17 protein-coding genes and 2 pseudogenes are annotated in these 23,736 nt (G+C 44.9%); 10 read left to right on the top strand and 9 right to left on the bottom strand.

Features of this window, described 5'->3' with window-relative positions; genetic code table 11:
- Nucleotides 1–153: 153 nt before the first annotated feature.
- Complete coding sequence (locus MiSe_RS09470) at nt 154–1,515, bottom strand: hybrid sensor histidine kinase/response regulator (RefSeq protein WP_226577977.1); 1,362 nt, start codon at nt 1,513–1,515, stop codon at nt 154–156.
- 340 nt (nt 1,516–1,855) lie between these two features.
- Between MiSe_RS09470 and MiSe_RS09475 the strand changes: the two genes are divergently transcribed.
- From MiSe_RS09475 to MiSe_RS09500, 7 genes and pseudogenes are all read left to right on the top strand, one after another.
- Nucleotides 1,856–2,590: a glutathione peroxidase gene (locus MiSe_RS09475; RefSeq protein WP_226577981.1), complete on the top strand. Its 735-nt coding sequence runs from the start codon at nt 1,856–1,858 to the stop codon at nt 2,588–2,590.
- Nucleotides 2,591–3,589: 999 nt separating this feature from the next.
- Nucleotides 3,590–4,219 carry a TetR/AcrR family transcriptional regulator gene (locus MiSe_RS09480; RefSeq protein WP_226577984.1) on the top strand — a complete coding sequence of 210 codons (630 nt, stop codon included), beginning with the start codon at nt 3,590–3,592 and terminating at the stop codon, nt 4,217–4,219.
- Nucleotides 4,220–4,250: 31 nt separating this feature from the next.
- Nucleotides 4,251–4,538 (top strand): annotated as a pseudogene (locus MiSe_RS53725) (GNAT family N-acetyltransferase); the annotation flags it as partial.
- Nucleotides 4,539–4,562: 24 nt separating this feature from the next.
- Complete coding sequence (locus tag MiSe_RS09485) at nt 4,563–6,071, top strand: HlyD family efflux transporter periplasmic adaptor subunit (RefSeq protein WP_444980476.1); 1,509 nt, start codon at nt 4,563–4,565, stop codon at nt 6,069–6,071.
- 323 nt (nt 6,072–6,394) lie between these two features.
- A complete protein-coding gene (locus MiSe_RS09490; RefSeq protein ID WP_226577990.1) occupies nt 6,395–7,018 on the top strand; it encodes a GNAT family N-acetyltransferase in 624 nt (207 codons plus the stop codon).
- Between the two features lie 206 nt (nt 7,019–7,224).
- On the top strand, nt 7,225–8,376 hold the full coding sequence (gene devC, locus MiSe_RS09495) for an ABC transporter permease DevC (protein ID WP_226577993.1): 1,152 nt from the start codon (nt 7,225–7,227) through the stop codon (nt 8,374–8,376).
- 400 nt (nt 8,377–8,776) lie between these two features.
- Nucleotides 8,777–10,828 carry an elongation factor G gene (locus MiSe_RS09500; protein ID WP_226577995.1) on the top strand — a complete coding sequence of 684 codons (2,052 nt, stop codon included), beginning with the start codon at nt 8,777–8,779 and terminating at the stop codon, nt 10,826–10,828.
- Between the two features lie 265 nt (nt 10,829–11,093).
- Here the strand turns inward: MiSe_RS09500 and MiSe_RS09505 are convergent, their stop codons facing one another.
- Entirely contained in the window at nt 11,094–11,351 is a 258-nt protein-coding gene (locus MiSe_RS09505; RefSeq protein ID WP_226577997.1) for a peptide ABC transporter substrate-binding protein, read from the bottom strand.
- A 353-nt stretch (nt 11,352–11,704) separates the two neighbouring features.
- On the opposite strand from MiSe_RS09505, the gene MiSe_RS50835 reads away from it, so the two are divergent.
- Nucleotides 11,705–11,836: a hypothetical protein gene (locus MiSe_RS50835; protein ID WP_264196421.1), complete on the top strand. Its 132-nt coding sequence runs from the start codon at nt 11,705–11,707 to the stop codon at nt 11,834–11,836.
- A 405-nt stretch (nt 11,837–12,241) separates the two neighbouring features.
- Here MiSe_RS50835 and MiSe_RS50840 read toward each other — a convergent pair whose 3' ends face one another.
- Together MiSe_RS50840 and MiSe_RS09510 are read right to left on the bottom strand one after the other, a co-directional pair.
- The gene (locus MiSe_RS50840; RefSeq protein ID WP_264196422.1) at nt 12,242–12,364 is read right to left on the bottom strand and encodes a hypothetical protein; all 123 of its coding nucleotides are present in this window, start codon (nt 12,362–12,364) and stop codon (nt 12,242–12,244) included.
- Nucleotides 12,365–12,700: 336 nt separating this feature from the next.
- Nucleotides 12,701–12,886 carry a hypothetical protein gene (locus MiSe_RS09510; protein ID WP_226578000.1) on the bottom strand — a complete coding sequence of 62 codons (186 nt, stop codon included), beginning with the start codon at nt 12,884–12,886 and terminating at the stop codon, nt 12,701–12,703.
- A gap of 26 nt (nt 12,887–12,912) precedes the next feature.
- Between MiSe_RS09510 and hisC the strand changes: the two genes are divergently transcribed.
- A complete protein-coding gene (hisC, locus tag MiSe_RS09515) occupies nt 12,913–13,965 on the top strand; it encodes a histidinol-phosphate transaminase (RefSeq protein ID WP_226578003.1) in 1,053 nt (350 codons plus the stop codon).
- 374 nt (nt 13,966–14,339) lie between these two features.
- Here hisC and MiSe_RS09520 read toward each other — a convergent pair whose 3' ends face one another.
- The 4 genes from MiSe_RS09520 to MiSe_RS09535 all read right to left on the bottom strand — a co-directional run bounded on the left by MiSe_RS09520 (nt 14,340) and on the right by MiSe_RS09535 (nt 22,143).
- Complete coding sequence (locus tag MiSe_RS09520) at nt 14,340–15,083, bottom strand: DUF305 domain-containing protein (protein WP_226578005.1); 744 nt, start codon at nt 15,081–15,083, stop codon at nt 14,340–14,342.
- Nucleotides 15,084–15,271: 188 nt separating this feature from the next.
- On the bottom strand, nt 15,272–18,454 hold the full coding sequence (locus tag MiSe_RS09525) for an efflux RND transporter permease subunit (RefSeq protein ID WP_226578009.1): 3,183 nt from the start codon (nt 18,452–18,454) through the stop codon (nt 15,272–15,274).
- 81 nt (nt 18,455–18,535) lie between these two features.
- On the bottom strand, nt 18,536–19,786 hold the full coding sequence (locus tag MiSe_RS09530; protein ID WP_226578012.1) for an RNA-guided endonuclease InsQ/TnpB family protein: 1,251 nt from the start codon (nt 19,784–19,786) through the stop codon (nt 18,536–18,538).
- Nucleotides 19,787–20,112: 326 nt separating this feature from the next.
- Complete coding sequence (locus tag MiSe_RS09535) at nt 20,113–22,143, bottom strand: sensor histidine kinase (RefSeq protein WP_226578015.1); 2,031 nt, start codon at nt 22,141–22,143, stop codon at nt 20,113–20,115.
- A 435-nt stretch (nt 22,144–22,578) separates the two neighbouring features.
- Between MiSe_RS09535 and MiSe_RS09540 the strand changes: the two genes are divergently transcribed.
- A complete protein-coding gene (locus MiSe_RS09540; protein WP_226578019.1) occupies nt 22,579–22,791 on the top strand; it encodes a hypothetical protein in 213 nt (70 codons plus the stop codon).
- A 271-nt stretch (nt 22,792–23,062) separates the two neighbouring features.
- Here the strand turns inward: MiSe_RS09540 and MiSe_RS09545 are convergent.
- Nucleotides 23,063–23,736, bottom strand: a pseudogene (locus MiSe_RS09545) (RNA-guided endonuclease TnpB family protein); the annotation flags it as partial.

Below are 23,736 nucleotides of genomic sequence, written 5' to 3' on the forward strand. Positions count from 1 at the left end.
AATTGCTAATATAGGATTTTTACCAATCTCGCCATTAGCCATTAGCCATTAGCCGCTCATCGAGAGATAACTAGCAACTTGAGTTAATAGGTAATGGAAATATTACACTTCACCAATCACCAATTAGCAATTAGCAATTAGCAATTAGCAAAGTTAATATGGTTGGGGTTGATGCACTGGAATTTCGATGGCAAATTCTGCGCCTTGTCTTGGGGAGGAACAACAAATTAGTTTTCCTTTATGTTGTTGCACCACAATTTGATAGCTAATCGCTAATCCCAATCCCATACCGCTGCCTGTGGGTTTGGTGGTAACAAAGGGGTCAAATAAACTCGCGCGCACTGATTCTGGAATACCAAAACCATTGTCTGCAATCCGAATCTTAACCGTATTCCCATCCTTCAGTTCCGTAGAAATCCGAATCGTAGGTAGTGCAGAGGGACGAAGCATTCCCTTAGAAATACCTGAGAATGCTTCGTTTGCACTTTCTGGCGAGAGGGAATCTTCCCCAACACCTACTCTCTCATACTTCCCACCCTCTTGGAGCGCGTCAATGGCATTGTTCAACAGATGCAAAAAAACTTGGTTAAGCTGACCTGGATAGCAATTTACTAATGGCAGTTGACCGTATTCTTTAATAACTTTAATGGTAGGACGCGCTGCGGTTTCCCTGAGTCGGTGCTGCAATATCAGCAGCGTGCTGTCGATTCCTTCATGAATATCCACCTGTTTGATTTCAGATTGGTCAAGCCTAGAAAAGTTGCGTAGTGAAAGGACAATCTGGCGGATGCGATCTGCTCCTCTCCCCATAGAACCCATAAGATCTAGCAAGTCTTCTTTGAGGAAATTTAAATCTATATCGTTAATAATTTTTTCAATTCTGGGTGGTGGTTTGGGAAAATCCTGCTGATAAGCATCGATCAGATTTAGCAAGTCGTGTATGTATTGAATAGCTGGCGAGAGATTGCCATAAATAAAATTAATTGGGTTGTTGATTTCATGAGCAATTCCTGCTACTAATTGTCCCAAAGCCACCATTTTTTCATTCTGAATCATTTGAGTCTGGGCTTGCTTGAGATCCGAGAGAGCCTGTTGCAGCAAAGTATTTTGCTCTTGCAGTTTAATTTGGAGCGATCGCAAGTTCAGTTGATGCTCAATTCGCGCTAAAACTTCGGCTTCTTGAAAAGGTTTGGCAATATAATCGGCTGCACCTACTTCAAAGGCTTTTACCTTATCCATTGCATCATCGATAGCGCTGATAAAAATTACCGGAATTTCGCAAGTTGTGGCATCGGCTTTTAAGCGGCGACACACTTCATAACCATCGATTCCCGGCATGATAATATCGAGTAAAATTAGGTCAGGTGCAGCAATATGACATGCATTCAGAGCTATCTGCCCATTCAAGGCTTTACGAACTTTATATCCTTGGCTTTTTAAAATTGCATCTAAAACCCGCAGGTTGTCTGGCGTATCGTCAACGATCAGAATATCTTTTAGAGAGGGGGAAATCATGGGGCTAATTCGATTATTTGCTCAAACTGAAACTAACGCGCCAAATCTGTTATAGCGTCACTCGTACCAAGTTGCATTTATGGGTAGGGGCAAGCTTTAACGAGATATAGCATCAGATCGAGATATTCTGGTTAAAGCTTGCCCCTAACAGCACTTACGCACGACGAGACGATCACCTTTGTTTGTTAGTCTATTTTTAGTTTCCTTTTCCACGATTTTTCCTAGAAATCCGGTTTCTTTACGTAAGTCCTGCCTAATTTGTCCCCTCTCCCGCTTCTACCCTTGACAATTAAACTCATAACGAGTACGCTTCAGATCGCTCGATCAAGGAACCAAATACATGTTGACAAGCCGTGAAGGGCAAAGAGTGCCTTATGTTACTTTCCGCACTCGTAGGAACAACCAATGGGTCAATCTGACCACGGACGATCTATTTGCGGGTAAAACGGTCGTTGTTTTCTCATTACCAGGAGCGTTTACTCCCACTTGCTCATCCACTCACGTACCTGGTTATAACCAATTGGCGAAAGTTTTCCAAGAGAATGGGGTGGATGACATTATTTGTATATCGGTTAACGATGCCTTTGTGATGGAAGAATGGGCAAAGGCGCAAGAAGCAACCAATATTACCATGATTCCCGATGGGAACGGGGAATTTTCCGAAGGCATGGGAATGCTGGTGGATAAAACAGATTTGGGATTCGGCAAGCGGTCTTGGCGCTATTCGATGCTGGTAAAAAATGGCACGATTGAAAAGATGTTTATCGAGCCAGAAGAACCGGGCGATCCTTTTAAAGTGTCCGATGCGGAGACAATGCTTAACTATATCAATCCCCAGGCCGTGAAGCCGAAAAAGGTTTTCATGTTTGCCAAAGAAGGTTGTCCTTTCTGTGCGCGTGCTAAGGCAATGTTAGACGAACGCGGCATGGATTATGAAGCGGTTTATGTGGGCAAAAATGTGTCAACGCGATCGCTTTTTGCTGCCACAGGTGCTACTACCGTTCCCCAGGTATTTATTGATGGAAAACTTATAGGTGGTTCGGAAGCACTAGCAAGTTACTTTGGCGTTGGCTAATCAAACCTCCCCATTTCCCCTTCCAACTTAAACAATTCTTCCTCTTCACCCCCTCCTATAAGGAGGGGGTGCTATTATTAATGCCAATTTGGCAACTGGTATAGCAGAGACTATGTTAGGGTTACAAGTTGATTGTTTTAGTAATTTAACGCAAGTTGCTAGTTATAAACAAGCGCGTTGCTAATGGCTAATTGCTAATTGCTAATATAGGATTTTTACTGATTGAGCCTCGTTCCCAGGCTCATGCCTGGGAACGAGGCGACTGCCTGGGAACGCCATTAGCCATTAGCCGCTCCCAGAGAGATAACTAGCAACTTGAGTTAATTTAGTTGAAGTATGCTGGTCGCTGATTTGCCCTATTTCGAGACGGTTCCAAGCAACAAGTTAATTTCATTCGGCTGGAACAATTGTTACGACTGATGCATTAGCTGTGGGAGATGCGACCTACACTTTAACTGCCCTTGCCAAACGGTGGTTCTATATCAATTGGTAGAGGAAGAGCTGTTGCCATCGGTGAGTATACTAGGACTGAAGTTACAGTAGCAGGTGATGGTGATATAGTTGTTGGCTCAACCATGTCTACTCCGAACCTCAGTGCTAAACCTATTGATATTGCACATGGTGTTGTAGTCGCGATTGTTTTGCCTGGTAAGTAGCATAGGACTTACGCAAAGAAACAAAGGTGATATGAAGAAACCGGGTTTCTTTTCTCGGCAGATATCAATCCCGAAGACAGCAAGTACCTTGCCGGATTAACCCACGAAAACCCCGCCTCGTCGCCAAGGCTGTCCAATTTTGTCTACAGAACTTACCCGCGACGATCCTAGAAACAAAGGTGATTTGCCTAATTCCTGGTCGAACTTTGATCCATTCCACCAATCTGTGCTATAACTATAACATACGTTAGATATAAATAAAACCAGCAAGGGCGAGGATATCAACTTGCCCAATCTTGCCGCTAAATATATATCAAACGTTGGATATATATTTTATTGACTCATGCCTAAAATTGTCGATCGCGATCTGTACCGCAAAGAACTGCTTGGCAAGTGCTTCGATCTGTTTGCATCTAAGGGTTACGCATCGATTACCATGCGGGAGATTGCTCAAAAACTGGGTGTTTCAACCGGAACTTTATATCACTATTTTCCTAGTAAAGAAGCAATGTTTGTGCAATTGTTTGAGGAGAGATATCGACAGACTATTGCGAGTATTGCGCCCGAGCTAGAAAAGGCTAAAACCCTGGCAGAGCGGATTGAAATTGTATTTGATTTCGTTGCTAGAAATGAGGAATACTTCCTCAAGCAGCTTTTGCTGGATATTGAGTTCTACCAGCAGCAAGGGCGCGAAAAAATGCAAAAGAACAAAGCACTACAACAACTGACAGAACGAGCGCTGGCAGAGTTTGCCAAGCTTTTAGGCATTCAAGATCCTAAGTTTGTCATCTATATTTCGTCTCTAATTGATGGTTTGGTTCTGGCACGATTATACACCGATGAAATAATCTCTTGGTCAGAGCAGGGGGCGCTGTTAGGAAAAATGATAACTGCTTATTTGGAGCAACAGAAAGACTATGCAGATAAAACCACTATCTCGCGAAAGGCTCAATCACTCAATTCAGGTGAATAAAGCTTTTCCCTATCAAAGCTTGGTTGAGAGAATGAGTCTTACAGCAAGTATATTTAAGGAAAAGTTAATTTCCCCAAAAAATTCTGCTGGGGTGAATCAATTATTAGCTATTGATGAAAAGTCACAAAGAATTAGCGGAAATACAGGATTATATTGCTATAATAAAGATGAAGCTGAAGCCTATTGGCTTGCCATGTTCTGTGTAGATACAGCGTTTCGGGGGCAAGGAATTGGGAAAAAATTACTGAATTTCTCCATCGATAAGGCACGATCAGACGGGAAGAAATTCCTGCAACTATACACCTCAAACGATCCTAATGAAGCCGCCGCACAGATTATATTTATGGATTTTCAGTTGCTTTCAAAGCCTTTAAATAAACAGATAATTGGACTGATTGTCGTTGCTACTGCTGTATCGGGAGCGATCGCATACTACGGCATCTCTCAATTTGGGGGAAGGGTGGGAGAAACCACCGCCTCTCGAAGGGTAGAAACCCCTCCTCCAGTAACAAAAGTAACAGCTTTGGGGCGACTGGAACCGGAAGCAGAAATAATTCGCTTGTCGGCACCTTTGGCGCTAGATGGCGATCGCGTGGCGCAACTGCTGGTGAAACAGGGAGATCGGGTGGAGAAAGGACAGGTAGTAGCAATTTTAGACTCGCGCGATCGCTTGCAAGATGCCTTGTTGCAGGCGCAAAAACAGCATCAAGTTGCAGTTGCTAAACTCGCCCAAGTAAAAGCAGGTGCAAAAGCTGGGGAAATTGCGGCTCAAAAGGCAACAATTGAGCGCCTACAAGCACAGTTACAAGGAGATAAAACTGCACAACAAGAAACAATTGCGCGCATCGAAGCACAATGGCAAGGAGATAAAACTGCACAACAAGAAACAATTGCGCGCATCGAGGCACAATGGCAAGGAGATAAAACCGCACAAATTGAAGCGATCGCCCGAATACAAGCACAATGGCAAGGAGATAAAACCGCACAACAGGCAACCATTAAGAAACTGGAGGCGGAATTAAATAATGCATTAGCAGAATATCAACGCTATCAACAGCTACACAAAGAAGGGGCAATTTCTAATTCAACATTTGATAGCAAAAGCTTGAGTGTAGAGACGGCAAAACAGCAACTCAGCGAAGCCAAAGCAATTCTCGATCGCATCAATACAACTGCTAGCAAGCAATTAAGCGAAGCCAAAGCAATTCTCGACCGCATCAATACCACAGGTAGCAAGCAATTAAGCGAAGCCAAAGCAATTCTCGACCGCATTAATACCACTGGCAGCAAACAATTAAGCGAAGCCAAAGTTACACTGAATCGCATCAATGCCACGGGTAGAGAACAAGTCAGAGAAGCTGCTGCTACCCTCGACGGCATAGCAGAAGTGCGTCCCACCGACGTACAGGCAGCGCAAGCGGAAGTCGAGAATGCGATCGCCGCCACCCGTCGCGCTCAAACCGACTTAAATCAAGCTTATATCAAAGCACCAATTGCCGGACAGATTCTCAAAATTAACACAAGGGTGGGAGAAAAGATCGGCGAAAACGGCATTGCCGATTTAGCACAAACCGACCAAATGGTAGCCGTAGCAGAAATTTATCAAACCGATATAGGTAAAATCAAAATGGGACAGCCAGCACTTATTACAGGTCAAGCATTTGCCGGAGAATTGCGCGGAATTGTTTCCGAAATTGGCTTGCAAGTCAACCGCCAAAATGTTTTCAGCAATCAACCAGGAGAAAACTTAGACCGCCGGGTTATAGAAATAAAAATTCGCCTCAATCCCGAAGACAGCAAGCGCGTTGCGGGATTGACCAACTTGCAAGTACAAACAGCGATTGAGTTGTAAATTCTTGATCGCTTTATTTATAACGAATGTCTGATATCAGGAGGAATCATGGTTCAAAGCGCTAATTGCTAATTGCTAATTGCTAATTGCAAGCTTGCTAATTTAACATTTTTTATGGCATTAGCCATTAGCCATTAGCCATTAGCCATTAGCCGCCATGCATGAGAAGCAACTTGAGAATGATGCGTGAAATCTTCTCTTTCTTCTCTTGATCTGCGTCCTGGATCGCCTGGATCGGTTGATTAAAAAACAAGGTTTCACAAATCAGCTATCATTCCTATATGCGCTTAACCAATACTCTCAACAGTTGGAGGTCAGGAAAAGTGATAAATGCTACAAATGACGCGATACGCTTAGAGAGATCGCAAACCGAAAAAGCCACCGAAATTCTCACCAATGCATTCTATAACGATCCGATGTTTCGCTACCTGATTCCTGAAACAGAACCAGCAAAATACAATGCCCTCAAGTGGTTTTGTCGGATGACATTAGACGTAAGCCAACCTTATAACCAGATTTATACAACCGCAGGCGAACTGAAAGGCATCGCCGCCTGGATGCCTCCCGGACATGCCTCTATAAGTATGCTGCAACTATTGCAAGCTGGTTTATATGCCTTGCCTTTCAAATTAGGTTGGCAGAAAACTGGGCGATTTATGTCGCTATTTTCGCTCATCGAAAAACGCCATATCGAGGAAATGCCGAAACCGCATTGGTATCTATTTATGCTAGGCGTCGCACCCGCCTATCAAAATCAAGGAATTGGTAGTACGCTCCTACAACCCGTCCTCAAACAAGCAGATAGCGACGGTTTACCCTGCTACCTTCAAACTTCTACAGAAAGCGCCATCCGTTTCTACAAAAGACATGGGTTTGAAGTTTTGTGGCAGGGTGAATTACCAGGGGATAGCGCCTGCATTTGGACAATGAAGCGAGAACCTGTTTAGTTGCTAATTGCTAATTGCTAATTGCTGGCTAATTGCTGGCTAATTGCTAATTGCTAATGGCTAATTGCAAGCTTGCTAATTAAACATTTTTTATTGCCCGCTCCATGAGCCATTAGCCATGAGCCATTAGCCATTAACCATTAACCATTAGCCATTAGCAATTAGCAGCCATAACGATAACTGAATGCAAAAAAAAGAGTGAAATTATGTTTGGCAAAACTCCGCTAGCATGGCTCCAGTTAATCAAAAGCAAATCCCGCCTCGCCGTAGCATTGGCAGGTATTGGATTTGCCGATATGCTGATGTTCGTACAATTGGGAATGCTCGATGCGCTGTTAACTGGCGCTACTCAAGCTCACCAAAATCTTCAGGCAGATTTAGTATTAACAAATCCCCAATTTCAAACTTTGTTCAATATTAAAAACTTTCCCAGAGAACGATTGCAGCAGACTTTGGCTTATGATGGGGTAAAATCTGTGCGTCCGCTGTACGTCAGCCTCGCCCAGTGGCGCAATCCGGAAACGCTCCTAGAACGGGGTATTTTAGTCTGGGGAATTGACCCGGCTAACTCGCCGTTTAACTTTCCAGAAGTGAATCAAAACCTGGAGGGGATAAAATTACTGGATCGGGCTTTGTTTGACCGAGCTTCTAGACCGGAATACGGCCAGATTCCAGATTTATTTAAACAGCGAGGAACGGTGGAAGCGCAGGTGAATCAGCAAACTATCCAAACGATTGGATTGTTTACCTTGGGCGCTTCTTTTGGTGCGGATGGGAATATTATTACCAGCGATTCTACCTTTCTTAAATTATTTCCAGACCGTCAGGCAAATCAAATTGATGTGGGATTAATTAACCTGAAACCCGGTACTGACGTGCAAAAAATCCAACAGCAACTAAAAGCAGGTTTGCCGAATGATGTAAAAGTTCTCACACCTACAGAGTTTGCCAAAATTGAAATTGATTACTGGCAAAGTCAGGGAGTTGGCTTTATTTTTGGTATGGGTGTTGTGGTAGGATTTATTGTTGGTACGGTGATTGTTTACCAAATTCTTTATACCGATGTAGCGGATCACCTGCCAGAATATGCCACGCTGAAGGCAATGGGTTATACAGATGCCTATTTGCTGGGTGCTTTGATGCAAGAAGCGCTAATTTTAGCCGTATTGGGTTATATTCCTGGTTTCTTGCTGTCTTTGGGATTGTACCAGCTTACCTATGCCGCCACCTTGTTACCCGTGGCGATGAAAATTGACCGCGCCTTATTGGTGATGCTGCTGACAGTTTTTATGTGCGGCGTTTCCGGTGCGATCGCCACGCGCAAACTTCGCTCTGCCGACCCCGCCGACGTGTTTTAATATTTCCGGTCATGGGTCATACCTTGTTCACCTAAATTTTACTTTTTTCTATAAAACTTATTATTCTGAAATAAAAGTTTTTTTGAATTAAAAATTTAGGGGTGGAATTGTAAAAATAACTGGTATTTTTATAAAAAAAGGTTAAAGAGGGGTTAAACTCGGACTAAAGACAAGGTAACGTACCGAGATAAGGCGATCCCCACCAAGTAGGCTCAACGGCAAACAATTTGAGAATCGCTTTTACTCTACGGATTTTGGTACGAGCGAAAAACTTTTATCAAAATCAATTTACAGAATAAATCGAGAGCCTACGGTATATCCGGACACCTTTTGTCAACTCTGCAATAGACGGCTGTTGCTGGGATAGAAAACCCCGCATGTGCAGCCGAATGGAGGTAATATGAGCGAAAAAGTGGTTTCTTTAGCGCGTAACGTAGCTATAGTTGGCCCATATTTGGGCGGAAAAACTACGGTGTTGGAAAGTTTGTTATCTGTGACGGGCGCTATTTCCCGGAAAGGAGCCGTGAAGGATGGTAACACGGTGGGAGATAGCGCACAAGAAGCACGCGATCGCAAAATGAGCGTGGAAGTATCCGCCGCCTGCGCCGAATACGGCGGCGTGCGGTTCACGTTCCTCGATTGTCCCGGTTCGGTAGAATTTGCTCAAGAAACGTATAACGCCCTTGTGGGGGTGGATGCAGCGATTGTAGTATGCGAACCAGTATCGGATCGCGTCCTCACCCTCGCGCCTTTGTTTAAATTCCTCGACGACTGGGAAATTCCCCACCTGGTATTTATCAACAAAATGGACAGGGCGAATAACAATTTCATGGACGTATTACACGCCCTGAAATCTGTTTCTAGTCGTCCATTAGTTCCCCATCAATATCCCATCGGACAGGGAGAAAATCTGGCTGGATTTATCGATTTAGTCAGCGAACAAGCTTATCACTATCATCCAGGTGCCGCCGCCGACCCCGTACCCTTCCCCGACGAATTGAAGGAACAAGAACAAGAAGCGCGGACGGAAATGTTGGAAGAATTAGCCAACTTTGACGACCACCTGTTGGAAGAACTCCTAGAAGAAATTAATCCACCCCAAGAAGAGATTCTGCGCGACTTAAAAATGGAATTAGGCGCAGATTTAATCGTCCCAGTATTCTTTGGCGTCGCCGAAAAAGATTTTGGCATCCGTCCGCTTTTAGAAGCACTATTGAGAGAAGCACCAGAACCAGAAACCACAGCCCAAAAACGGGGAATTACCCTGAAAAACGATACCCCCGTCGCTCAAGTTCTCAAAACTTATTTCACCCCCCAAGGCGGCAAACTTTCCCTAGTGCGAGTTTGGCAAGGTAACTTAACCGATGGCACGGTTCTTAACGGAGTGCGTGCGGGTGGTTTATATCGCCTGATGGGACAACAACAAATTACCCTGCAACAAGTCCAAGCGGGTGAAATTGTGGCGATAGGACGCATGGAAGGAATTAAAACCGGCGATACTATAGCCACGAATCAAGCAAAAGAATTGCCCAAAGCCGAACAACTAACACCCGTTTACGCTTTAGCAATTACCGCAGAAAAGCGTAACGATGAAGTGAAAATTAGCGGCGCTTTAGCCAAGTTAATTGAAGAAGACCCATCTTTAGCTTGGGAACAACACGGCGACACCCGCGAAGTCATTTTGTGGGGACAAGGTGAAATACACTTGCAAGTAGCCTTAGACCGACTGCGGCGCAAATATAACCTGCCAATGAGTACCCACTTGCCGCAAGTTGCCTACAAAGAAACGATTCGCAAACCCGTCAAATCAATTCACGGACGCTACAAGCACCAAAGCGGCGGACACGGACAGTTTGGCGATGTTTATTTGGATATTCAACCTTTATCCCGTGGAGAAGGTTTCAACTTCAAAGAAACAATAGTCGGCGGAGTGGTTCCACGGCAATATATTCCTGGCGTGGAAGTCGGCGTGCGGGAGTTTTTGGCACATGGTCCGTTGGGTTTCCCAGTGGTAGATGTAGCGGTGACGCTGACTAATGGTTCGTATCATACGGTGGATAGTTCGGAACAAGCATTTAAACAAGCAGCGCGTTTGGCGATGCAAGAAGGGATGCCAAAATGCGAACCCACGCTGTTAGAACCGATTACCTCTGTTGAAGTGACAAGTCCACAGGAATATACGTCCAAAGTGATGCAATTGCTGACAGGACGGCGCGGGCAAATTTTAGGTTATGAAGGTCGTTCTGACTGGAAAGGTTGGGACAAGATTTCTGCCTATTTGCCGCAAGCCGAAATGCAAGGATTTATTGTGGAATTGCGGAGTTTGACAATGGGCGTTGGTTCCTTTAGCTGGAAGTTCGACCATTTGCAAGAAGTGCCGGATAAAGTAGCTGAAAAAGTGCTAGCAACACCTAGCAACGGTAACAGCAAGACCAACGGCAACGGCAAATAACCCCCCCCTCGTTACCAGGCTCCGGCCTGGTAACGCACCTGCTGAGGCTCTGGCCTCATTCCCAGTTCGGAGGCCGGAGCCTCAAACAAACCCGACTTCTAAGATTTTGTGCTTGTTGCATTAACCAGCCAGGGATTAAAATCCCTGGCTTATAGCGCAAGTCCACTCAAGTGGACTAAAGACTGACGCTACTCCCCAGTCCACTTAAGTGGACTTTGGCTATTAGCCCTGCAATTGATTGCAGGGCGGGTTTTGGTTTTGGGGTTTACCGTCCAGACTTCTGAGTCGATGAATCGGTGGAATGTCTTAGGATTGTCATCACCAAGTCGGTTTTGGGTACTGGCGTCAAGGGACTCCATTCGTCAACTTCCGCAAATCCGATGGCGAAAAAATTCTTGATTTCTTCCATTACTCCCTCGCGGGTACCGATAATCAGAAACCGGATTGGTTCCCGATCCGGCATTTCTGACTCGGAAGAAGGACGCGCAGATCCGATAGCGTCTGACAAAAACTCTTGTGCCATGATATTTTCTCCTGTTTCTTGGATTGGAAACCAAAAAATCTAGCCATCCCGCAGGCAGCGCAAAGCAGGGTGGCTACGGAGAATGTTAAAATTCTCTGTTAGCCTCCATACTGCTCCTTACAGTGTGGGGGTCAAGCTGTCCATTGCCGGTTCCAAGCGGCATTGGGCAGCGTTACTAGATTTTGAGGCGGACACGGGTTGCTGTCGTTGAACTAAAGCAACCTTAAACAGAGAGATTAGCCCGATTGGGGACAACTGTCAAGATACCCGTGGGTTTTGTTACGAAACTTTAGGTGGCTCTGCCATCGCTCGAATTGCGACAAGTTTGAGTTTCCAGTTACAGCGGTTTTCCATTGGGTGCAATACAAGATCGTTGCAGGGACACGGCAGTCGAAAAATTTTCGCTGAGGACAAAAGTTACTGATGCCGTGTCCCTACCCGCCGTTGATTTGTGCGCTCGCGGCTTTATCGGTGTGTGGGGATAGGTGTTGAGTTTCAGTTTCCTTGCGGGGATTCAGTTGGTTGAAAGACAATATTTGCCCCAACGTGGTAGCGGGCCAAATGATGCTTCAGTCCCCTTGCGGGGATTTAGTTAGCTGAAAGCCAAGATTTGTCAGAAGATGGTGAGCCAGGGATTGATGTGTTGCAGTCCCCTGGCGGGGATTTAGCTAGTTGAAAGTCTAGAGTCTAGAACGACGACTGATAGAGGATCCTGAAGAGGATTTTCGCGAACCTCTAATCGAAAGTCGATTTCAGCCTTCAGAGTTTTCCTGACTCAATTGCTCCGAAATACTGAAACTATTGATTTGTCAAGGTTCTGGTGTTTTCGTGAACCCCCTGGGATTTTCGCACCCGCTTGGGTTGAGGAAAAATTGTTCGTTTCTAAGATTTTAGAATAAATGAGCGCGTCTGGGTGCAGTGTAGCTGGGGGTAAAAATGCGATCGCACACCCCACAATCAAGAATGCGATCGCGATCGCTACTGTCCCCCAGAGCATGACGGCGATGCTTCATATCATATGCGGTCGATTACCCATAATTAGGAGTAGGGAACATGATTAACGTTATCTGTTTGTCCGAGATATCTATGATGTTCCCTACGCGATCGCGGTGTTAATAATCGCGCCGCTTACGAACAGATAGAGGCTGCCAATGATGAGTAACGCAATCGTCTCATGTTTAAGTCCAATTAGTATGCATTTCCCTACCCTGGCATTATGAGGTAATGATATATCATGTCCGGTTGATTACGCTGAATTAGGAGTAGGGACACGGCATCCAACAGCTGCGTCAAAAAACTTTTAACCAATTGATGTTCCCTACAAGACAACGCACAAGAGAAGGTTTTGATTACGGGTGATTCAACGGACATGATATTACAGCAGTTTTCCATTGGGTGCAATGCAACATCATTGCCGGGACACGGCAGGGGAAAAACTTGGCGCTGACGACAAAAGTTACTTTAGCCAATGTCCCTACCCGGCGTTGATTTGACTGAAGAAAAGTTATGTTCAACATATCCTCTACAATATTCATGCTTGCTCTGAATTTTGATGTTGACTATGAATTACTTTCGCGCTGCTATTGACGAGATGACTGGTTATACTCCCGGCGAACAACCTAAGCCGGGAACTCCGATTATTAAACTCAATACTAACGAAAATCCTTATCCGCCTTCGCCGGATGCGATCGCAGTCCTCCGCAATCTAGACAGCGAATGGTTGCGGCGCTATCCCGATCCCTATGCCAAGTCATTTTGTCGCGCAGTCAGCGATGCGCTGGGCGTCCCCGCAGATTGGATTATCGTCAGTAATGGCAGCGATGAATTACTCAACGTCATTGTGCGTTCGACGGCTGAGGGGAGCGATCGCACAGTCGTTTATCCCATGCCCACTTACGTACTGTATCGCACATTGGCGGCGATGCAACCTGCTAAAACAGTTGAAATTCCCTATCCCTCGGATTATTCACTGCCGATTGATGCGCTGGTTAAAGCGAATGGGGCTGTAACATTTATTGCATCGCCCAATAGTCCATCGGGGCATTTGGTACCGTTGGAGGACTTGCGATCGCTTGCTAGACAAGTTTCGGGAATTGTTGCGATCGATGAAGCTTATGTTGATTTTGCCGAATATTCAGCCTTACCCCTGGTGCAAGAATTTGAAAATGTGATGATTTTAAGAACCTTATCAAAAGGATATTCTTTAGCAGGATTGCGGATGGGATTTGGGATTGGGAATCCTAAGTTATTGGCGGGATTATTTAAGGTGAAAGATAGTTATAATATTGATGCGATCGCCACCGCAGTTGGCACCGCAGCGATGGGGGATCAAGCTTATAAAAATGCTTGTGCGGAAAAGGTGAAAGTATCGCGGGCAAAACTAACAATTGAACTGAAAAATCTAGGCTTTACAGTTTTGAATTCCCAGGGAAACTTTGTCTTAGCAACGCCAACGGTAGCCAAGGCAGAACAACTATATCTTGGGTTAAAAAATCGGGGAATTTTGGTGCGTTATTTCAAACAACCAGGATTAGAAGATAAACTGCGAATTACAGTTGGTACGGATGAACAGAATCAAATATTAATTGAAGCGTTAATTGGTTTGATCGGATAAGTTCGTAGGTTGGGTTGAGGTGACGAAACCCAACCTATTCAAGTACTCAAACTTGGGACTAATTTCCAGCACCTTGATCTGACTCTCCTTGCAGTTTACGTTTCCATTCTTCCAACGCTCGAACCCGGTCAAGCAGGGTGATGTAGTCATATCATGTCCGGTTCTTCACCCATAGTTAGGAATGACTTGGGAGAACGGTGACACGGTGACGCTCTGAGATTTTTATTCAGGGTAATTAGGCGGACATAATATCACCCCAAGTGTCAATTTCCTTACCTGTATATAGTTGATTGTGGGAAAAGCTGTTTTTTTCCTCCCACCTGCTCAAGATCTCACCTGCTCACCTGCTTACCTGTTGTGCAGCTTTATTCCTGTTATTTATACCAGGATTGATACCACTGTTGCATTTGGTTAATTTCGTCAGTTTGATTCTTGATGATCGATTGAGCTAGATTCCGCATTTCAGGGCGCTGACTGTTGATAACCATTTGTGCCATCATCACCCCCATTTGGTGATGGGGAATCATTTCTTCGATAAACGCGCGGTCAAAGTCAGGCGCATTTTGCAGCGCAGATAAATCTGTACCCATCATCCCCCTGCATCCCATTCCCATTCCCCAACCCGGACGAGAATTGGGGCGCAACTGTTTTGGATTTCCGTTGTTCGGGTTTCCCATCATGCCCCTACCCATTCCCATCCCAGGTTGCCAGGTAGGAACATCCGCGCCGTACCACTGTTTGTACCAGGTTCGCATTTGCTCAATTTCCTGGGTTTGAGTTGTTTTAATCGCCTGGGCAAGTTGTTTAATTTCAGAGCGCTTTGACCGACTTAATGCCAAGTCTGCCATTGCTATTGCCCCTTCATGATGGGGAATCATCATGACGATAAAGTGTGAGTCAGAATGTCCCATTCCCATCATCCTTGGTCTGAAGGGAACTGGAGAGGTTGCTTGAGCCAATATTGCTGTTGGAGACTCGACTGGATTAATCCGACCTGCAAGGGGAGTTGCTGTTGCGGTTTGTGGAGAAGTTTTGGCTGGCAGGAGCATTGCTAAGGCTGTAACTGCACTGCATGCGAGCAGTCCTAAAATCCCGTAAATCAAAGGTTTTCTGTTCATTTTCACACCTCATTTCCAGCTAGGTGAAACCCATTTTCCTCTGAAAAAATAAAGGATATTCCTCTAAGGTGGTTATCTCAAGCTTAGGCCAGAAATTTGAGGAATTTGTGAGGGCAGGAAAGCTGAATCATATGAAATCAGGATGAAATTGCACATTGTTGGGTAGTCATTAGCACTCGAAACTTTTCCTACATATGCATGAAAAACTGCTCCTCCTGAGCCACAGCTTGCTTTGTTTGCTTTGGAAACAAGTACTTACCAAACTTTGCATACAACGCGGGTAAAACCACCAAAGTTATCGCCGTCGAAGTAAACAACCCACCAAATACAACAATTGATAAAGGTTGCAAAAGTTCTTGTCCTGGCCCCCCTTGTATTACCATCGGTGCTAAACCCAACGCGGAAGTTAAAGCCGTCATCAAAATTGCATTCAGTCGTTCCATCGAGCCTTTAATAATAATTTCTTTCAACGGCATTCCTTCAGCATGTTTGCTATTGTAATTGTCTACCAATAATAAACCGTTGCGAGTGGCTACCCCAAACAAGGAAACAAACCCAACCAAAGACGCAACAGAAATTACTCCGCCGCTTAAAGCTACTGCAATTACGCCTCCTACCAAACCAATGGGTAAATTAATCATAATCATGGCAGTAGAAGCAATAGATTTAACCGAAAGATACATCAGTAACGTGATAGCAATAAAGGCTATAATACTGAATACGATAATGTTTCTGCTAGCGCGTTCTTCTGCCTCAAATTGGCCGGCGTATTGAATAAAATAACCAGCAGGTATTTGGACATGTTTAACTTTGGCTTCAATTTCATTGACAATTGAGCGTAAATCTCGACCTTTTGCATTTGCCGAAACCACAATCAGACGGGAAACATTTTCGCGGTTGATAGTATTAGGTCCCTTGCCATCTCCGATACTGGCAACATTACCTAAAGGGATTTTCTGTCCATCGGGTGTATCAATTAATAAATTACGAATCGTTTCCATATTTTGACGAGCATCGGGTTTTAACCACACCAATAAATCAAACGATTGTTGGTTTTCCAAAACTTGAGAAACTACCTTGCCATTGAGTGCAGTTTCAATAATATTTGCCAAATTTCCCACCGTATGACCGTAACGACTTGCTGCATCCCGGTCAAATTTAATTTGAATTTGCGGCACAGGGATTTGAGGTTCTAGTAATAAATCAACAACGCCGTTAACCGCTTTCATTTGCGCTTCGACTGCTTGCCCAATTTTACGCAGTTCTTCCAAGTTGGGGCCAAAAATTTTCACGGCGATCGCACTCCGTACCCCCGACAAAACTTCATCCATCCGGTGCGAGATAAATCCGCCTACATTAGGTGCTGCTCCTGGTATTTTATCAAACTCTTCCCGCAATTTTTCTAAAGTTTTTTCTCGATTTTTCATCCCTTCTTTACTAAGTTCAATATCGACGTGTGCAATGTTTACACCCGCTGCATCTGCATCGCCTGCGGCACGTCCAGCACGGGTTTGAATAAACTTAAATCTGCGGTCATCTTTAAGTGCGTCTTCAACTACATAACCAGCTTTAGTTGTGGCTTCTAGGGAAACACCTGGATATAATGTCAGAGTATTTACCATTGTTTGTTCTTGAAATTCTGGTAAAAATGCCCTGCCAAACGAGGGAATCATTACAATTGCTGCTATCGTTAAACTCGTCGCCGTCGCTACTATTAACAAAGGATTTCCCATCGATAAATTCAAACAAAAACCGTAAATATGCTTGCAAAATCTAGCCAACCACGGTTCTCGCTTTGTCACTTTCACATTCGGTAATAAAATCGCACACAAAGCTGGAGAAACTAGCAGCGATTCTAAACTAGAAATAACAACTACTACTAAATAAGAAATCCCCATTGGGGTAAATATCCGACCTTCTACACCCGGTAAGGTAAAAATTGGCGAAAAAACAATAATTCCAATTAGAGTTGCCCCAATCAACGAATCGCGTACCTCTTGAGAACCTTCAAAAATAATTTCTAGTGGGTGTAGTGGATTTTCAGATGTTTTATTTTCCCGCAGTCGGCGATAGGTGTTTTCACCATAAACAATTGCATCATCAATCGCAGTCCCAATGGCGACTGCCAAACCCCCTAAAGTCATTGTATTGAGTCCTACTCCTAACCAAGAAAGCGCCAACAATCCAAACAGCAATGTGAGGAAAAAATCTAGCAAACACACTGCAAGCGTGCGCCAATTCATTAAAAATGGAACCAGAATCACCGCTGCAATAATGCTCCCTTGAATTAAAGAGGAGCGGACGTTTTCGACCGAAGATGCGATATAACTATCTTGGCGGAATGTAGTAATAACTTTAATACCTTGAGGTAAAGCTGCTTTGATTTCTGTCATGGCTTTTTCCACTGCACGGCTAACAGTGGGAGTATCGGCAAGCGGTTGTTTATTAACCATTAAAATAATTGCAGGTTTGCCGTTAAAACTGCCATCACCCCGTTTAATTGCAGCACCAATTTCCACATCTGCAATATCTTGCAGCCGCACGGGTACTCCATTACGCGCAACGATTGTTGATTTTTTTAAGTCTTCAATGGATTCAATTCTGCCAATACCCCGAATCAACTTTTCTGTATCGGGTGTAATAAAATAGCCTCCCGGAGCATTTACGTTAGCGGCTTGAGTCGCGTTAACTACTTGTTCTAAAGTAATATTAAAGGCTTTGAGTTTTTCTGGATCTACTAATACTTGGTATTGACGGATATCCCCTCCAAAAACTAAAACTTGGCTCACACCAGGAACTGCTAAAAGGCGGTTTGTGACTTGCCAATCAACAATTCGCCGTACTTCCATCAAGTCGATTTTGGATTTTGGCTCGTTCCCTGGATCCTGCCTGGGAACGCCGATTTTGGATTGGGGATTCTCGTCCTCCTCGACTGTAAAAGCGTATTGGACAACCAAACCAATCGGCGAGGTAGTGGGGGAAATTTGCGGTGTTTCTACTCCTGGCGGTAGTTTACTAATTGCTTGTTGCAGTCGTTCGGTGACTAATTGGCGTGCTTGATAAATCTCAGTTCCCCAATTAAATATTACCCTCACCGCTGAAATTCCCGCCGCCGAGGAAGAACGGACTGCGGTTACTCCCGGTGTACCATTAATTGCACTTTCGATTGGTAATGTTACTAGGGATTCGACTTCTTCAGGTGCGAGTCCGGGTGCTTCAGTTTGAATTTCAACTTGGGGTGGTGCAAAAGCTGGTAATACATCTAACGGCATCTGAGGAATGACGTAAAATGTCCAAAGCGAGACGATAACTGTAGCTAATACGACAAGCCAGCGGCGGTCAATTACCCACCTGACAATGTGACTGAGCATGTTTTAGATTTTGGATGGATTGCGCCCACTTTTAAGATGGGTTCTTCAATGCTGAGTTTCCCATTTGACATCCTCCCCACCCTAAGCCCTGGCGCTACGCGCTGCGGTCTTTGAGGGTGGGGATTCCTCGGAGCTTTGGCGTCGCCTCCGAGTCGCTACAGCCTTGCGACTGTTACTTCCTGCTTCATAGCACCCGCCGCCATCCTCTGAGGATTTTGGTCTTACGGTCGCTCCACAGGCTAACACCGTGAGTCCCACGGCTAAAATGTTCTTCCCGGCATTCTGATCTCGGTCGTGGTGAACATTGCACTTGGGGCAGTCCCACTCACGGACTGATAGCGGCATTTTGTCCATGATGTGACCACAACAAGAACACCGCTTGGAACTGGGAAACCACCGATCAACTTTGGCAAGGTCACGCCCGTACGAGTTCGATTTGTATTCCAACTGGCGTAACGCTTCCCCCCAACTGCCTAACCAGATTGCTTGAGCTAACTTATGATTGCCTAACATCCCTTTGACGTTCAGCGTCTCAACTGCGATGACTTGGTTTTCGCGTACCAATTGAGCCGCGATCTTGTGCAAGTTGTCTTTACGGATGTTGGCAATCTGCTCGTGTTTTTTTGCTAAGGCTAACCTTGCTTTCCGACGATTGTTAGACCCTTTTTGTTTTCGAGCTAAAGACTTATTCAATCGTCTCAGCTTTTTGATCGCTTTCCTGAGTGACTTGGGATGCTCAAATTTCATCCCGTCACTGGTTGTCACCAGCGATGAAATTCCCATATCTAAACCAACCTGTTTGGTTGATTTTGGATTTGGAAGAATCTTCACGTCGCACATAATCGACACAAACCATTTACCGGCAGGCGTGAGTTTAATCGTGATTGACGATGGATTTGCGTTTCTGGGCAGTTGTCGCGACCACTTGATATTGAGTGGCTCATCCGATTTTGCCATGAACACTTGACCGTCTTTGAGTGTAAATGCTGCCTTGGTAAACGTTGCCGATCCACCATTGCGCTTCTTCAAGAAGGTGGGATATTTCGCTCGTCGTTCAAAGAAGTTGGAGAACGCAGACTGCAAGTGCCTGAGAGATTGTTGCAATGGCACTGACGAAACATCCTTGAGAAACGAGAGATCTTCCTGCTTCTTCCACTGGGTTAGTGCAGCAGAGGTTTCGTTGTATCCAATGCGTTTCTGTTCTTGATAGAACGCTTCAGTTCTCATTGCTAACGCTCGGTTGTAGACCAGCCGCACACAGCCTACCGTTTGCCGCAACAAGGTTTCTTGCCCTGGCGTGGGGTAGAACCGATAGCGGAAAGCTTTCTCCATGAGCGTTTCGTTCTTGATTTGAATTTCTTACATTATAGCCGATATTTTGTCAGACAGGATTGCTCTCAGGATGAAATTGAGTCGAAGCCGTGTTGTCGCGCGCGCACTCACCAAGTTACAGAAACAGCACTTACCCACCCCTGGTCAAAAAATGGATGGCTAATGGCTAATGGCTAATTGCGAGCTTGTCATATCATGTCCGGTTAATTACTTATAATTAAAAACGTCGACCCGTCCGGTGCGTCAGGAGCGTCTGGGCGTCAGCCCGAATTATAAGTATTCAACCGGACATGATATCAATTGCCTCCTCCAGCAGCCATTAGCAATTAGCTATTAACAGTTACACAACCGTTGCCTAAGGACATGATATTATCCGGTAAAGTGACGGTAAAACAAGTTTGATTATCCTGACTTTTCACCTCCATAATACCGCCCAAATGAGCCACCAATTTTTTCACTAACGCTAGTCCCAGTCCCGTTCCGCCTTGTTTCCAAGGATCCGTACTGGGAATGCGGTAGAACTTATCAAAAATGCGAGATAATTCACTATCGGGAATTTCAACTCCCGAATTGCTAACGCTCAATTGAATTAACCCCGGTTTAGCAGAGGCGGTAACGGTAATTTGTTCGTTGGAGGGCGTATACTTACAGGCGTTATTGAGCAATTCGGTGATAATCCGCTCCAAGCTGCCTTGGTCGCATAAAAAAGGAGGTATTGTAGGGGAGATATTCACCTGTAAAGTCTGCTGGCGTTTTTGAGTGCTTTCCAGAAAGGGTGCTACGAGTTGAGGTAACCAATCCGATAGTTGAATAGCTGCGGGTTTTAGGGGTTGCTTCCCGCCTTCGAGTCGCTGTAAATCTAGTACGTCGTTAATTAGGTTAATTTCGCGATCGCACTCGTTTTGCAAGATTTGGAAATAGCGAGCTAATTTGCTTTGTTGTGCTTGAGGTTTGGCTAATTCATCGAAAAATGGTAACTCGCGATTGAGATTTATACCTAACATTTGAATTGCCATTTTCATGTTGGCGACTGGGGTGCGGAGTTCGTGGGAAATCGTGCTGAGGAATTCATCTTTGAGGCGATTGAGTCGTTCCAATTCGGTGACTTGTGCTTCGACAGCGTGGTAGAGTCGCGCTTGACGAATTGCGCTCGCGCACTGAGAAGCGACTTGCTGCACCAACCGAATTTCTACTTCGTTAAACGTATCCTCGTGCTGCTTGAATAACCACAGATCTCCCAAGGTCCGTTGGTTATCGACAATTGGACAAGCGAGGATGGAAATTTCTCCCTGCCAGCTAGGGATGCGAATGCAAAACTGAAAATACTGCCGTTGCAGCAGCTGCTGATACCATTCGGCGCACTCAGTCATCGGCACCACTTTCCCCTGAACCCCAGGCATGTCAGGGGTATACTCGTAGCTAATCGTAGCTGTGGCTCGCTCGAGATTGTATAAAGCCGCATTGCAACCCCTCAAACCCAAAACTCGCACTAATTCCTGGACGGCGGTATGCAAAATCTGGCTTTCGTCGAAACTATCGCGCACTTTGTCAGTGATGCGCTTGAGCATCGCTTCAAAGTTGAGCGCCTGTTCGAGTTCCGCCGTGCGAATGTTGGAAACCCTCACCGGGTTGTTTAGCAAGCGCGCGGTTTGTTGTTGTTCCCTCGCAGAAAGTTTTTGCATCTGCTTGTATTGGGCAATTTCTTGTTTAAGTTGCGCAATGGTTTGAGCTTGAGCTTTCAGTTGCTTTTGAGCGCTTTTGTTCGTTGTTTTCTGCTGCTTTTTGTGGCTGATATCTTTCAGCAGAATTCGCCAACCGACTATCGTTCCCTCTGAGGAACGCACGGGTGACGCGGTAAAATTCACCCTGAGAGATTTTCCCCCAACTTGCACTACGGGCATTTCCCATTCTCTGGCGACTTCGCTGCTATCCCATCTTGAAAGTTGGGTGCGAAACTTAGCTCGTTGCCATCGCGGGATAAAATCATCTAGGGATTTGCCTAGCAAGCGATCGCGACATAGCTTTAATAAATTGGCTGCTGCACAGTTCGCTTCTAAGATTCCACCCTCCCCATCCGTCACCAAATACCCATCCGGTGCCAGCTCAAACAACTCCTGGTAGCGCCGACGTTCCGCTTCGATTCCTAGACAGGTGGCGTTCAACCCTACCTTGGACCGTTGCACTTCCTCAACGTCTTCTTGTAGCGAACCCAACCTTTGGCAAAATTTAGCGATCTCAAGCGCTAATTTCTGCTGCTGCGGTTTCGACAATTGGTGAGTATACTGGGACAGATCCTCCATTCCTTCTAGGAAGTCTTCTATTTGCTGCTCAAGCTTTTCTACCGTTTTTCCTGTCATGTACGTGCCTCAAGCTGTCCTCTGAGCCTAAAAACTATTATCAACAAGCCCGCGAGCGATCGTTACTACACCTACGATCCACCCCTAAGCCTCAAATGCTTATGGTGGCATGGATTGATAATATCTGTCTTCAGAAATAGCCGTAATTTTGCTACAAAAAACTTTAGGTATATTCACCAACACGCCAACCGTGATTAAATAATTTTATAGATATTTAATTGGCTGAGAGCGATTAGGGTATAGGGGGATACATTTAACTTACCTATAGAATGTATAGCTAGCTTCTATCCTTCCCATCCTCTATCTGGCGCTATGATTAAAAATACCAATTAAATCGACTACATCTTATAACTTAGATGTATAAAACCTCAGGGTGCAATCTATGAAATTGTCACAAAAGCCACGATTAAGCCGTTCGGTACAGAGGTTGGATCAATGACTAATTTAACACCCGTTACTACTTACCAAACCATCCCGATTTACCTGAATAAACTTAAGAAAAATAAAGGATGCTGGCTCCAGTGGGTCTACCAAGGCATTCAATACGGTGTGCCTGTTACTACCGTAAATGAAGCTCTACTAAAGGCAAAGCAGGTGATTGATGCGACGCTGGCGTTGCAAGCGCAAGCAATGGGAAGGTCGGCTTAAAAAGTAAAACTTGTTTCTAGTCCTATCCTTTTTTCCGCGCTCAAGAACTTTCCCAGCCAATTCTGAATCCAATGTTAAAAAAAAGTAACAAAGCCCGCTGACGGCGGGCTTTGTTTAGCGGTATTTAGTTAAGTTTTGGAGCAATTGCTTGACATTTACAGGACTGACGCAAAATTTCTCTAAGTAGGGTGCGTTAGCGATAGCAAAATTTCTCTAAGTAGGGTGCTCTCTTCGAGCAGAGTACGGCACCATTATTGAGCCACACCCCGCTCTAAAGAGACGGGGATTCAGGCCAGGAATTAAAGTTAGCTTTTCGCTCATCAATAGCTATCTGGCTAACCGTTTCTGGCTTCATGCAGAACTGCTCTGAGGGTGAATGACTCAGCCTACGTTCGGACGCGCCTACTTGTTCGCAGTTGATTTGAAAGTCCTTCCATGCCTGCATTAAGTAAGGCTCCGACCTTTCCCACTCACTTTGAGCAAGATGCAATAGAAGGTTATCTTCGTCATTGACATATCTACTCAGGTATGCACTAAAAAGATCGCGATGCATCACAACTCCTGTTTGGTCATAGTGAACGCGCTCTGAAAGTTTTTTCTTAATCCGTTCACCAGTCAAATGGGTTTGCGACAGTGCAGTACGTGAAGTAGAAAACTTAATTAATTGCCCACCGGCACTTACAGCCTTGCGTGCTAATTCAGATTGGACAAAACCGGGAGACTTAGCAGAAATAGCTTTACCATATCGCCTCTGCCATGCCTTCACCGATACATTTTCAGTTTTGATCTGATTACCATGTCTCAAAATCTCATTGACAATTCTCCGGTTTTGAGACTTAGCATAAGCGCTCTTACGCCGCTCTATTTCTCGCTTTTTACGAGCTAACTTTTGATATGTTTTAGACTTTTTCCATTGGCGACTACCCGGTTTTACTTTACCTTTCT

The sequence above is a fragment of the Microseira wollei NIES-4236 genome (genome assembly GCF_020521235.1).
In the GTDB taxonomy this organism is placed as follows: domain Bacteria; phylum Cyanobacteriota; class Cyanobacteriia; order Cyanobacteriales; family Aerosakkonemataceae; genus Microseira; species Microseira wollei.

Excerpts from the sequence above, each read along its gene's own strand:
- MiSe_RS09470 (WP_226577977.1), bottom strand. The coding sequence starts at position 1,515 with ATGATTTCCCCCTCTCTAAAAGATATTCTGATCGTTGACGATACGCCA.
- MiSe_RS09475 (WP_226577981.1), top strand. The coding sequence starts at position 1,856 with ATGTTGACAAGCCGTGAAGGGCAAAGAGTGCCTTATGTTACTTTCCGC.
- MiSe_RS09480 (WP_226577984.1), top strand. The coding sequence starts at position 3,590 with ATGCCTAAAATTGTCGATCGCGATCTGTACCGCAAAGAACTGCTTGGC.
- MiSe_RS09485 (WP_444980476.1), top strand. The coding sequence starts at position 4,563 with ATGGATTTTCAGTTGCTTTCAAAGCCTTTAAATAAACAGATAATTGGA.
- devC (WP_226577993.1), top strand. The coding sequence starts at position 7,225 with ATGTTTGGCAAAACTCCGCTAGCATGGCTCCAGTTAATCAAAAGCAAA.
- MiSe_RS09500 (WP_226577995.1), top strand. The coding sequence starts at position 8,777 with ATGAGCGAAAAAGTGGTTTCTTTAGCGCGTAACGTAGCTATAGTTGGC.
- MiSe_RS09505 (WP_226577997.1), bottom strand. The coding sequence starts at position 11,351 with ATGGCACAAGAGTTTTTGTCAGACGCTATCGGATCTGCGCGTCCTTCT.
- MiSe_RS50840 (WP_264196422.1), bottom strand. The coding sequence starts at position 12,364 with ATGAAGCATCGCCGTCATGCTCTGGGGGACAGTAGCGATCGCGATCGC.
- MiSe_RS09510 (WP_226578000.1), bottom strand. The coding sequence starts at position 12,886 with ATGAATATTGTAGAGGATATGTTGAACATAACTTTTCTTCAGTCAAAT.
- hisC (WP_226578003.1), top strand. The coding sequence starts at position 12,913 with ATGAATTACTTTCGCGCTGCTATTGACGAGATGACTGGTTATACTCCC.
- MiSe_RS09520 (WP_226578005.1), bottom strand. The coding sequence starts at position 15,083 with ATGAACAGAAAACCTTTGATTTACGGGATTTTAGGACTGCTCGCATGC.
- MiSe_RS09525 (WP_226578009.1), bottom strand. The coding sequence starts at position 18,454 with ATGCTCAGTCACATTGTCAGGTGGGTAATTGACCGCCGCTGGCTTGTC.
- MiSe_RS09530 (WP_226578012.1), bottom strand. The coding sequence starts at position 19,786 with ATGGAGAAAGCTTTCCGCTATCGGTTCTACCCCACGCCAGGGCAAGAA.
- MiSe_RS09535 (WP_226578015.1), bottom strand. The coding sequence starts at position 22,143 with ATGACAGGAAAAACGGTAGAAAAGCTTGAGCAGCAAATAGAAGACTTC.
- MiSe_RS09540 (WP_226578019.1), top strand. The coding sequence starts at position 22,579 with ATGACTAATTTAACACCCGTTACTACTTACCAAACCATCCCGATTTAC.